This is a genomic window from Dictyoglomus sp., from assembly GCA_025060475.1.
Classification (GTDB): Bacteria; Dictyoglomota; Dictyoglomia; order Dictyoglomales; family Dictyoglomaceae; genus NZ13-RE01.
In genome coordinates this window covers 39561-51790 of record JANXBZ010000013.1, presented here as the reverse complement: position 1 = coordinate 51790, position 12230 = coordinate 39561, and the positions used below count along the sequence as shown (strand labels likewise).

At 31.1% G+C, this 12230-nt stretch carries 10 protein-coding genes; 3 read left to right on the top strand and 7 right to left on the bottom strand.

Annotation, left to right across the window (positions count from 1 at the left end; all coding sequences use genetic code 11):
- Window positions 1-521 precede the first annotated feature (521 nt).
- Window positions 522-1058 carry an NlpC/P60 family protein gene (locus NZ841_07960; protein MCS7202692.1) on the top strand — a complete coding sequence of 179 codons (537 nt, stop codon included), beginning with the start codon at window positions 522-524 and terminating at the stop codon, window positions 1056-1058.
- An 873-nt stretch (window positions 1059-1931) separates the two neighbouring features.
- Window positions 1932-3071 (top strand): DUF362 domain-containing protein, encoded by a 1140-nt coding sequence (locus NZ841_07955; protein MCS7202691.1) that lies wholly within the window; start codon window positions 1932-1934, stop codon window positions 3069-3071.
- A 1-nt stretch (window position 3072) separates the two neighbouring features.
- Here the strand turns inward: NZ841_07955 and NZ841_07950 are convergent, their stop codons facing one another.
- The 6 genes from NZ841_07950 to NZ841_07925 all read right to left on the bottom strand — a co-directional run bounded on the left by NZ841_07950 (window position 3073) and on the right by NZ841_07925 (window position 11085).
- Window positions 3073-4140, bottom strand: a complete 1068-nt coding sequence (locus NZ841_07950) for an ABC transporter permease (protein ID MCS7202690.1) — start codon at window positions 4138-4140, stop codon at window positions 3073-3075.
- Window positions 4137-5300, bottom strand: a complete 1164-nt coding sequence (locus NZ841_07945) for an ABC transporter permease (protein ID MCS7202689.1) — start codon at window positions 5298-5300, stop codon at window positions 4137-4139. The genes NZ841_07950 and NZ841_07945 overlap by 4 nt, the downstream gene beginning before the upstream one ends.
- On the bottom strand, window positions 5297-6229 hold the full coding sequence (locus tag NZ841_07940; protein MCS7202688.1) for an ABC transporter ATP-binding protein: 933 nt from the start codon (window positions 6227-6229) through the stop codon (window positions 5297-5299). Before NZ841_07940 ends, NZ841_07945 begins: the two co-directional genes overlap by 4 nt.
- A 68-nt stretch (window positions 6230-6297) precedes the next feature.
- The gene (locus tag NZ841_07935) at window positions 6298-8514 is read right to left on the bottom strand and encodes an FtsX-like permease family protein (GenBank protein MCS7202687.1); all 2217 of its coding nucleotides are present in this window, start codon (window positions 8512-8514) and stop codon (window positions 6298-6300) included.
- Window positions 8514-9212, bottom strand: a complete 699-nt coding sequence (locus NZ841_07930) for an ABC transporter ATP-binding protein (protein ID MCS7202686.1) — start codon at window positions 9210-9212, stop codon at window positions 8514-8516. Before NZ841_07930 ends, NZ841_07935 begins: the two co-directional genes overlap by 1 nt.
- Window positions 9213-9333: 121 nt before the next feature.
- Window positions 9334-11085, bottom strand: a complete 1752-nt coding sequence (locus NZ841_07925; GenBank protein ID MCS7202685.1) for an ABC transporter ATP-binding protein/permease — start codon at window positions 11083-11085, stop codon at window positions 9334-9336.
- Window positions 11086-11268: 183 nt separating this feature from the next.
- Between NZ841_07925 and NZ841_07920 the strand changes: the two genes are divergently transcribed.
- Window positions 11269-11442, top strand: coding sequence for a hypothetical protein (locus NZ841_07920; GenBank protein MCS7202684.1), 174 nt, complete (start codon window positions 11269-11271; stop codon window positions 11440-11442).
- 186 nt (window positions 11443-11628) lie between these two features.
- Here NZ841_07920 and NZ841_07915 read toward each other — a convergent pair whose 3' ends face one another.
- Window positions 11629-12210, bottom strand: coding sequence for a TetR/AcrR family transcriptional regulator (locus NZ841_07915; protein ID MCS7202683.1), 582 nt, complete (start codon window positions 12208-12210; stop codon window positions 11629-11631).
- Between the last annotated feature and the right edge of the window lie 20 nt (window positions 12211-12230).

Genomic DNA, 12230 nt, shown 5'->3' with positions numbered 1-12230 from the left:
TAAATAGTCATACTAAATATATCAAGATGGCGTTAGGAATAAAAGGTTCTGCAATTCAAGAACAATCTTCAACTTTATATTTAGATTTTATAAAAATTACCCTTCTTTAATTTACTACCCCAGATATGAATACTGTTCAACAAGGAAATATATTTTTATCTATCCTGCTCTTCGAATAATATGGGAAGATTATGGCACCTTTAGTGGTTGGACTTATGATTATTTTGGGAACATTATTAATATGTAAGAATAGAATCTAAAGCCCAAAAAAGAGGAGCCCAATTGTTAAAACAAGATTAAGGATGAGATTATATTTTTGGAGAGGTCGAGATTATTCTTATATAGAATACATAACACTTGAAAGATAAATAGAGGACTAAGCAGGAATATCGACTTATATCTTATGAATTTTCGTCCCATATATTTCAAGTTTTGATAAAAATGTAAGTGAACTATGGGAAGTACTCCTGGAGTATGAATAGATACAGAAGACTTCCTTGTATACGGAGGTAGTTGGACATATGTTATTTAAAAACATGATAATCTTGTATTTGTTAATGTTAGTTCTAATGGCTGGATGTAGCCATATTCCATATCTACAGAAAGAAGTTAGCCCCGAACAAGCAAATAAAGCTTTGGAGCATGCTTTACAACAAGTAAACAAGCCCTATGTGTGGGGAGAACAAGACCCTAATATTGGATTTGACTGTTCAGGCTTAGTCATATGGGCATATAAACAGGTTATACATAATATCATGTTTTTATACAAAGGAAAACCCGCAAAAGATATAGACGTTTTTACATTATATACTGAAAACTCGAGACTTTTGGAAAAAGATGAGATTGTTGAAGGCGATATTGTATATATAGCAAATAAAGAAAATAAGGTAGAACATTGCGGTTTAGTAATAAAAGTAGATGAAGATTCTGTTCAAATAATACATGCTTCAGGAAGTTTAGGCAAAGTTGTCATAGAAAAATGGGGCTTAAAAGAAGAAATTAGGGAGGGACATATTCATAGTTTTGGAAGGCTTAAGTATGTTTCTCTTTCTCCCTAAAACTAAGAAGTGAGGGCAAAAATGAAAATAGGAAGTAGATAAAAGCAAGCACTTTATCTCAGGATTTATAGTTATATCCTTTTCTTTCTTGTCTCTCAAAATCTTGCAATTTGGGAAGTTATAGCTCTTGCTTTAGAAAAAAATTTCTACGAGTTTGTAGCGTGCCTATAAGGTATTGAAATTACTTTGAGCTGATCACAGGAATTGGGAGTGTTTTGCTGAATAAATTTTAGGGATAAATTCCGAAGATAAGCTCTAAAATAAAAAACTTTGAAGTTTTAGAATTTATAATTTTTTTATTCCCCCCTATAAAATTTTCAAAAAATTCCTCTTGACATATAAAGAAACATAGATAAAACCTATATTTTTTGAAATTCTATCTTTTTAAAAAGTTAGATTTCTCCTTGTTTTTTGAAACTTGACAAACTTTAAAGTTATGTTAAAATTATAATTGCCACAGGCATCAAGGGGTCCGAAAGGGCTCGGATGCACTTGGCTGGGACAATGTAAGTCTCAAGAGCTGAGGAAAGGTTGGGGCGAGACTCCATACCAAGTACTCAGGTAGCTACTAGAGAGTAGTAGGAGTATTAGTAAAGCCTGGTACTCCTGCGAAATCGGTGGTTAAATCTTGAGGCTGAAAGTCTCAGAAAAGTGTTGAAGGGTTCTGTAAGGGTCCGTTGAGCCTGTGGCATAAATTTTTTGGAGAATTTTCCTCAATTAAAACCATCATTTTTAACCTTAGTTTAAGAAATGGTTTTATCCATTTTATGATGATATTCTGTTAATCCACTATCACTTTTAAATGGGCTTTATAACTTAAGTTTTTTTTGCTTTTTATGATAGAATATTAGTCAAAAAAAGGAGGAAAAATTCGTGAAGTCTAAAGTATTTGTTTATAATGCAGAGTACGATATAAAAGTATTAAGAACATTTATCAAAAAAGCTTTTGAAGAATTTAATCTTTTAGATTTTTCAAATAAAAGAATACTTATAAAGCCTAATTTATTAATGGCATCATCCCCTGAAAAAGCAATAACTACTCATCCCACAGTAATAGAAGCAATTGTTGAAGTTCTTAAGGAAAAAAGAGCAAAGGATATATATATTGGAGATACCCCTGGAAACTCTTCTGCCAATATGGAATATCTCTATAAAGCCACAGGTATGGAAGAAGTGGCAGAAAGAACAGGGGCAAAGCTTATTAACTTATATAAAGAGGGAATAATAAATATCCCTGGAAATAATTTTATAAATTCTATTCCTATTGTTAAATTCACAAAGGATGTAGATTTTATTATCAATGTCCCAAAATTAAAAACTCATTCTTTTATGCTTATGACCTGCGTTATAAAGAATCTTTTTGGGCTTGTTCCTGGCATGAATAAATCAAAAATGCACTCCATTGCCATAAGTCCTAAAAGTTTTGCAGAGATATTAGTGGATATATTTAAAGAGATAAATCCCATATTAAATATCGTAGATGCCATAGTGGGAATGGAAGGGGAAGGACCATCCGCAGGAATCCCAAGAAAATTTGGAAAAATTATCATTGGTACTGACCCAGTAGCAGTGGATGTCATATCAAGCCTTCTTTTGGGATATAAACCTGAAGAAATTTATACCAATGTTATTGCCTATGAAAAGGGACTTGGCGAGATAGATTTAAAAAATATTGAGGTGATAGGAGAAGAAAAGGATAAATTATATAATGAAGATGTAAAAAGGATTAGAAACTTACATAATTTGACATCAAGAATTCCTAAGTTTCTCAATAAAATAGCTCCTTTCTTTTACCTTAAGCTTTTTAAGCAAATTCCCGTAATTTTGGATGAAAAATGCATAAGATGTAAAATTTGCGAGAGGGCATGTCCAAATAAAGCTATTTCATTAATAAATAACAGAATGATAATAGATTACAAAAAATGTATATCTTGCTTTTGTTGTCATGAACTATGTCCTCAGAAAGCTGTAATTATTAAAAAAAGTTCTTTTGCAAAACTTTTATTTAAATAAATTATTCTTCCATCTCAAGGATGTTTCTTCCAAACATACCTACCAAGATAATAAAGACAGTAATCATCACAAGAGACATTTTAAGTATGAAGCTTAAATCTCCCTCTTCCACACCTACCGATATTCTTAAGGACTTTGCCACATAATAAAGGGGTAATGTCTGCCCAAATTTTCTTAAATAATCGGGAAGAAAATCTAAGGGCATGTATACTCCAGAGAAAAATATCATGATATTAACCAGTAAATTTCCTACATTATTTGCTGTTTGAGGATCTTTAAATAGAGAAGTTAGAAAAATACCAAGAGCCATCATTCCTAATATGGAAGATGAAAGAGAAAGAAAATAATATCCCCAGTTTATAGAGAATTTTATATTAAAAATAATTTGAGTAAAGAATAATACAAAAATTGAGGAAAAAAAACTAATTAAGAAATTTCCCGTAATCATCCCTGAAATGAAGGAAAAGGAATTTATTGGGGTTAGTGCGAATTTTTTTAATACTTTTCTTTTTCTGTAATATCCAAAAAGAGCTATCATGGCAAAAAGAGAAGAAGCAATAGAAAAGCTCATAACCCCAGGAAGAAGATATCCCAATTGGGAAACCCTGGCTTTTCCTGGATCAATAAACTCTTCTTCTACTTTTAGAAATCCTCCTTCTACTCCTGCTTCATTTAGAGAATAAGCATTTGATACCGTATCTCCAAGGGTTCTTAAGAAAGGCTTTTGTTGAAAACTTGCAAAATTTATGATTAAGTTAAAATTTTTACCATCAAATAATATTCCTGCATCTAAAGAGCCTTTTAATACTAAATCTCTTAATTCCTCAAGATTTTTTATAATATAAATACTTATTCCTTCTATTTTCTCTAGAGTTTTAATCAAAATATCATTGTTATCTAATATCCCAATATTAATTGTGTTTTCTCCATTGACATCTCCTGATCCGCCAAAGACAAAACCAAATATAATGGCAAAAATTATAGGTAGGATTAAAGAGAAAAAGAAGGTAAAGATATCCCTATAAAAACTTTTAAAGCGATAGAAAGCTATAGTTAAAAATGCTTTCATGAAGATTCACCCACATATCTTTTAAGAGCTATAAAGAGAAAGATTACTATATATAATAATGGGACCAAAATTGTTAAATAGAGAGGATATGGAGAGGGCATTATTCCAAGGGTATCTCTAATACCACAAGCAAGATAGGTAATAGGATTAATAACAACAATCCATCTAATTATCCAGGGAACATGAAAAACAGGAAAATATATTCCTCCGAGAAATTGTAAGGGAAATTGAATTAATTGGGCAATTATAGCGGACATATTAGTATTCTTAGAGATAGAGGAGACAAAAAAGCCTAAGGTGGATAACACTAACATTGATAAAATCACATAGAAGATGAAGTAAAAGGATAATGGATTAACACTGCTCTTGTAAATTACCTTTCCCACAAAGGTTACTAATAAAACTTGAAGGACAAAAAAGTAAAATCTTGCAAGAAAATAGGATATGAAAAATTGTAATGAAGAAAAGGGAGTAAGTTGATATCTTTTTAAAATTTTACCCTCTTTATACCAGGAAAGCTCCTGCCCAATTCCCATTAATCCTGCAAAAAATATAGAAACTATAACAATTCCTGGATAGATAAAATCTACATAGGAAAATCCTTCTTTACTTCCTAATATTTCTGTCTTTACAGAATATTCTTTTACGTTTCTTATTTTTTTGACAAATTCTAAATTCATTCTATTGAATACATTCTTTGCTATCATACTTGCAGTTTCAGAAGATGTATTATATTTTAAACTGTAGATCTTTATTGCAGGAGATGTTCCTTCCATTCCTAACATTTTAAAGGTAATGTAAGAGAGAACCTGGGCATCAAAGCCTTCTGGAATTTCTAAAATTAAATTGGTTTTACCCCTTTTAAGATCATCAATAAGTTTTTCTCTTGACGAAATATCTTTAAGAAGCCTCAGATTAAATATTTTATCCTTTCCTTCACTTAATTTTGTAAATACATCCTCTATCATATTAGAAAACTCATTAGATTCAGGCTTAATAAGGTAAATATTAAAATTAATTCTCTCAACCCTTGTCATAGAAGAAAAGATAGTAATAAGCATAACCATAAGAATAATGGGAAAGGCAAGAAACCAAAAAATAAAAGCCCTTTCTCTTATAGCGGATTTAAAAAAATAAATAGAAGTTTTCAGTACTGTCATTCTTCTCTCAATTGTCTTCCTGTAAGAGTTAAAAATACATCTTCTAAATTTGGCTGGCGAATAATCTCATTTCTAACCTTTAAAGAACATTCCCTGGCAATTCTTAAAATAGAATCTATAGTTTCTAAAACATTATTGGTTTTTATCAAGAGACGACTATGCTTGGGATTATAAGTATAATTTAGGTTTAATTCCTTTAATCTATCAAAAAAGGAAGGATTTTCTTCTACATCTACCTCGATAATACTCTCTCCTCCTATACTTTTAATGAGATCCTCAGGAGTTCCTTCCCTTATTATTTTTCCATAATCCATGATACATACCCAATCTGCCAAAAATTCTGCCTCTTCCATGTAGTGGGTAGTTAAAATAATTGTCTTTCCTTGTTTTTTTAATTGTAAAAGGAGATCCCATATGCTTCTTCTTGCTTGAGGATCAAGACCTGTAGTTGGCTCATCAAGGAAAAGAAGTTCTGGATCATTAATAAGGGCAAGCCCAATAGCAAGTCTTTGTTTCTGTCCTCCTGAGAGCTTATCCACTCGATCCTTAGCTTTATCTTTTAAATTAATAAACTCAAGAACATCGTCTACTTTTAAACCCTTTTTATATAGATTTCTAAACATAGAGAGGGTTTCTCTTACAGTAAGATGGGAAATAAGTTGAGTTTCCTGAAGCGAAACACCAATTAACTCCTTTTCTTCCCTTCCTATTCTTCTCACTTCTTTTCCAAATATTTTGATCCTTCCACTATCAGGAATTCTAAGCCCTTCAATTATCTCAAGGGTAGTAGTTTTTCCTGCACCATTAGGACCAAGAAGGGTAAAGATAGAGCCCTGTTTTATCTTAAAACTTACTCCATCAACAGCCTTTATATTTCCATAGGTTTTTCTTAAATCTTCAACTTCCACAATAAATTTATAATTATTCATGAAAGTCATTATAACACAAAAAATTAACTTATAAAAATTTAGGGCTCTCTTAAGAGAGCCCTTTTTTATTATTCTGATTGTTCCTTTAAGATAACATGGGGAGAAATAGCTTTTATTCTTCTTCTTCCTAAATATCTTGAAAGCAAGAAAGCAACAAATAAATAGGAAAATGAGAATAAAATGTCTCTTATGGTAGGCTGAAGTTTAAAAGAAAAATCTACATCTTTTAAGGCTTCATTCATTATATATCCCATTAAAGTATTAAAGAGAGGTATTCCCAATAGAAAGCCTACTATAAAGGAGAAATTATTAAAACCTAAGAACATGGAGCTTAACTCTCCATCTTTATATCCTAAGATTTTAAATATACCAAGGGGTTTTCTATTTTCTGTTATAACAAGAGCGGACAGTACATAGATTATTATAAAGGCTAAGAAGAAGGAGAGCATATACATAACCTGAAGCATTTGGTCGACACTTTGGGCAGAATCTCTAAAGGATTTTATAATATCTTCTTTACTGAAAGAAGATACAAGATTTTCCTTAGGTATGTTAAGTTTATTCATGGAATATAGTCCAATAAAGGAACCTTCTTCCATATTAAAGGTTTTATTAAAATCATCTAATATCATGTAGCCACTATTTCCCACATAAAGATCTGCAATCTTGTTAATTTTTAGACTATATTCCTTTCCATCTATATTATTTACAATATTTATAATATCTCCTTCCTTTAGATTAAACTTATCCGCTAAAGATTGAGCAATAACAAGTCCTTCCAGTTTTAGCCTATTTCCATGCTTATCCTTTAAAATAATCATTTGAGAATCCTTTTCTATTCCATAAATAACCACCTTTGCCTTTGTTCCCTTTAAATAAAAGGAAAGCATATTGAAAGGTTCTGCTTTTGGATAATTCTTTTCCTTTTCATAATAGTTAAAAAGATACATGTAATTATATTTAAAAATATTCTCAAAGGTATCTTCTACTAAATACGAAAGCGCAGTTTTTGCAACAACACCATACATTATAATCAAAGTAGCAAAGGCAACGCCAATAATCAAGACAAGCTCCCTTGAGGGATGAAGTAGTCCTTGCTTAAGCATAATTCTTCTTCTAAAGGAAAATCTATCAAGGAATTTCATTCTAAATTTGCTTTTAAATCCTTTTTCCGATTCTCCTCTTATTATCTCTACCACACTTCTTCTTAAAAGATCTCTTATAGCTATATATCCTGAAGGTAACATAAATAAAGCAGGTATAAATATAGCAATAAAAAGATCAGTTAGAGGGAAAAACTTTTCCACAACAGGTACACTTATGAAGGAAACATAAAATTTTGTAAAAGGATCCGAAAGGACATAACCTAAAGCTCCTCCAGGAATAGATCCTAATATCCATATATATATGGGAAACATAATGTAAGTCTTTAATAGTTCTTTTCTATCATATCCCAAAGCATAAAGGGTGCCAATCTCAGCATGCATAGAATTTATTAGTCTTCTTAGAACTATAAAAAGAAGTATAGAGGAAATTATCATAATAGTGAAAGAAATAACATAGGACATGGGTCTTGCACTCTCCATTTTCATTTCAGTTACTATAATTCTAAAATTTTCATCCTTTTCCTGAAAATTAAGAAGGGTATATTTAGAGTTTACTTCTGATTTGAAGGAATCAAGATCGGAAATTTTTCCCCTTACCATGTAGTATCTATATGCAATATTTCCTAAAAATTTCTTCATATCTTCAAAATTCATTATTCCTATTCCAAAATGAATAGGATCAGGAAGAAGATCATTTTCATTTTTTGTAATATATATGTAATCGGGAAGAGCAACAGCACCAGAAATTTTAAAACTTTTTCCTAAAATCTCAATTTCATCTCCTATTTTCAACTTATTTGCATTCAGGAAATTGGGGTCAAGAGCAATTTCTCCAATTTGGGGCATACTTCCTTCTAATATCAAGGGTTTATTTACCTTTTCTGTTATATTAAAAAATCTTATTATCTTTTCTCCAAATTCAAAATCCCAAGTAAATTTTTCTTCTATTAATACATTATATTTTTTCTCTAGTCCCTCTATATCTACAGGAAAAAAGGTTGTAAAATGAAAATTCTCCTGATTATACTTCTCCACAAAATTTTTGTAATTGGTATCAATATTTGTAATAAGAATGCTGAAAAGAGCATATCCAAAGGATGCAAGAAAAACCAATAAAATTATGCCAATAAAATGGGCTTTATCTCTCCACATTATTCTAAAAGGAATTTTTCTCAACATTACCAGACCACCTCCTCAGCAGGTATAGGAGATGGATTATCACTGTATTCTACAAGTTCTCCGCTTCTTAATCTTATTATCTTGTGGGACATTTTGGAGATAGCTGTATTATGGGTTGCTACAATTATTGTAGTACCATATTTTTTATTTATATCTTCAAGAAGCTTTAAAACTCTCTTTGCATTCTCAAAATCAAGAGCACCTGTGGGCTCATCACAAAGAATAATAGAAGGATTTTTTACTACAGCTCTGGCAATAGCAACCCTTTGCTGTTCCCCTCCAGAAAGTTCAAAGGGAAATTTATCTTTATGTTCCCACATTCCTACCACTTCAAGAACCTCTTTTGGATCTAACCCATCCTCAGAAAGATATTTTGTGGAAAGGACATTTTCAAGAACGGTAAGGGAGTTTACAAGGTTATAAAATTGAAAAACAAAGCCAAGCTTCTTTCTCCTATAATTAGTAAGAGCCGTGTCATCAAGAGCTGTTATATCTTCGCCATCAACAAAAACCTTCCCAGAATCAGCCTTATCAATTCCTCCAAGAATATTAAGAAGGGTTGTTTTTCCTGATCCTGATGGGCCAAGAATTACATAGAATTTCCCCTTTTCTAAATCCATGGTAATATTTTTAAGGGCATCAATTTTAAAACTACCCACTTGGTAGCTCTTCCACAAGTTCTTAATCTCAATAAACATAAAATTCCCCCTTTCTAAAATTTTCTTCCTTATTATGACTCTTTAGTCAGTGAAAGTCAAGATTAAACCCTATAGAGAACAAACTTATATCTAACAAGCCTTCTCTTATATAAGACTTAATCTAAACATTTGCCATTTTCTCCTCGGAAAACTGTACAGAACAAAGTTTATAATAAAGTCCTTTCTTTTTCATAAGTTCTTCGTGATTTCCTATTTCTATAATCTCGCCCTCTTTTAATACAATTATCTTGTCCGCCCTCTTTACTGTGGAGAGTCGATGGGCAATTATTAAAATAGTTCTTGTACCTGCTAAATTGTTAATAGCTTTCTGAATTTCCCTTTCTGTTTCTGTATCTACCGATGATGTAGCCTCATCTAAAATAAGTATAGGAGCATTCTTAAGGACAGCTCTTGCAATGGCAAGTCTTTGTTTCTGCCCCCCAGAGAGTTTTATTCCCCTTTCTCCAATCTCTGTATAATATTTATTGGGAAGTTCCATTATAAAATCGTGAGCACAGGCAATCTTTGCAGCATTGATAACTTCTTCTAAAGTTGCATTATCCTTTCCATATGCTATGTTCTCAAAAATTGTTCCATTAAATAAAAAAACATCCTGCATAACCATGCTTATATTTTCATGTAAAGATCTCAAAGTAACATCCCTTATATCGATGTCATCTATCTTTATACTTCCAGAATTGGGATCAAAAAATCTATTTATTAAATACATGATTGTTGTTTTTCCTACTCCTGTAGGTCCTACAAAGGCTACCATCTCTCCCGGATTTATCTCAAAGGATATATTTTTCAGAACAGGAATATCAGAATTATAAGAAAAGGATACATTCTCGAAGGTAATTTTGCCTTTTACATTTTTCAATTCTATGGCATTCTCTTTTTCCTTTATCTCCGATTCTGTCTCCAGTACTTCAAAAACCCTTTCTGCTCCAGCTAATGCCTGTTGTAGATTTTCTAAAATTTGAGATAAGGAATTTATGGGTTGATAAAACATATTAAGATAAAGTAAAAATCCCACTATATCCTGAACAAGAACTCTTCCCTTTAAAGCCATTATTCCTCCTATGGATACAACTATCAAATTGCCAAGAGAGCTTAAAAATCCCACTGTAGGATGGAAAACTGCACTAAGTTTAAGGGCAGAAAGAAGAAAAGATATATGTTTATAAACCTTATCCTTTATCTTTAAATATTCCTTTTCCTGTTTATTGAAGAGCTGAATTTCTCTTATTCCAGAAAGATTATCCTGAAGATCCGCATTTAAATCTGCAATAGCCCTCTGAGCCTTTCTAAAAATGGGCATTATTTTTTTTGCAAAATAGGTGCTACTTAACAACAAAAAGGGTATGGGAATTAGTGAAAGTAAAGCCAATATGGTATTTATTTTAAAGAGAATTATCATTATACCTAAAAGGATAAGAAAATTAGAAAGAAGGTCAGGAACCGCATGGGCAATAAGCATTTCTAAATTGGCAGTATCATTTACAACTCGGGACATAAGTTGACCTGTTTGTTTATCTAAAAAATATCTAAAGGAAAGGTTTTGAAGCTTATCATAAAGCATCATTCGAACATCTGCAACAAGATTCCATGCTGCATAATGGGAAAAATAACTTCTTAGAAATTGAAAAATTATCCCCCCAATATAGGAAATAACAAGTAAAAGGGAGATTTTTACTATATACTCCTGGGCATTGGGATATTTATTTATATTGGTTACTACACCTACTAAGGATCTTATAAGCCAAGGACCTAAAAGATTAAGTCCTGTTATTGTTAAAAGACTGATAACAGATATTATAAGATATCCCCAATAGGGTTTTGCAATCTTAACAAGTTTTATCAAATATTTCAAATTTCACACCTCCAATAGTTAGCTATCAAAATATTTTAATATAAAAAATGCTTTCTTGTCTATGAAATCCAAAAGAAAATTTTATTTAAAAATTTACAAAGAAAGGATTTAGGGACAAAATATAGAGTATGAATAAAACGAAGATGGAACTAAAATTACTTATAAATTTGGCAGAGAGATTTTTTGAGAAGAAAGAGGAAAATAAAAAAACCAGTAAGAAGGGGAAAACCAAAGGCATATCCTGAGCATTTTGTTCTTGGACTACTATTATTTAAGATATCCCAAGGATTGTCTTTTAGAGAACTTGAAAGGATAGCAATAAGAGAGATAGAAGGAAGGAATTTACAAATTATGTAAAAGATTGTATAGAAGTTGGATATAACGATGGGATAAGAAGAATTTGGGAGTATGGAAAAGTATCAAGAAGGGGATTCAAAAGAAAGATAAAATATTTTCACTTTTTAATCAATATTTCATTCTTTAAGCAGTTTCACATAACAATAGAGTAAATTTAGATGAGATTCTTATAGGTAATTAGAAGATCTAAGCTTTATCTTTATTTTCAATTCCTTCTTTTAATAATTTTATATACTGCTTCTGAAGATCCTTTATATATTCTGTGGAAAGATCTGTTATCTTTATTCCTTTACTTCTTATGAGATGAATAAAGAATCTTTTTAAACCCCAAGAGGAACTTTCAATAAATATTTCAACTATCTCAGGAGGAATATCCTGCCTTATAAATCCTGCTTTTTGATTTTTAATAACTAAATTATACAAAACATCCTTGGTCATTTTTTCATAATATTCTGCTATTTCCTCTCTATAGGGAGAATCATCATAAAAGGCTGATTTTTCAAGAAGAGTATATTCATGGGGATGTTTTAAAACAAAATCCCAGGTTTCTTCAAAGGATTTTTCTATATAATCAAAAAGGCTAATATTTTCAAAGTCATAATTTTTCATTAATTCAAGGAGTCTTTTTGTGGCAACTTCAATTGAATAAAAATACATCTCCTTCTTATTTTCAAAATATTGATACATACTCCCCTTAGCTACACCACATTCCTTTGCCACATCCTCAATATCTACTTGGCTATAAGGTTTTTCTGCAAAAAATTTTATAAGAACATTTGTTATCCTTT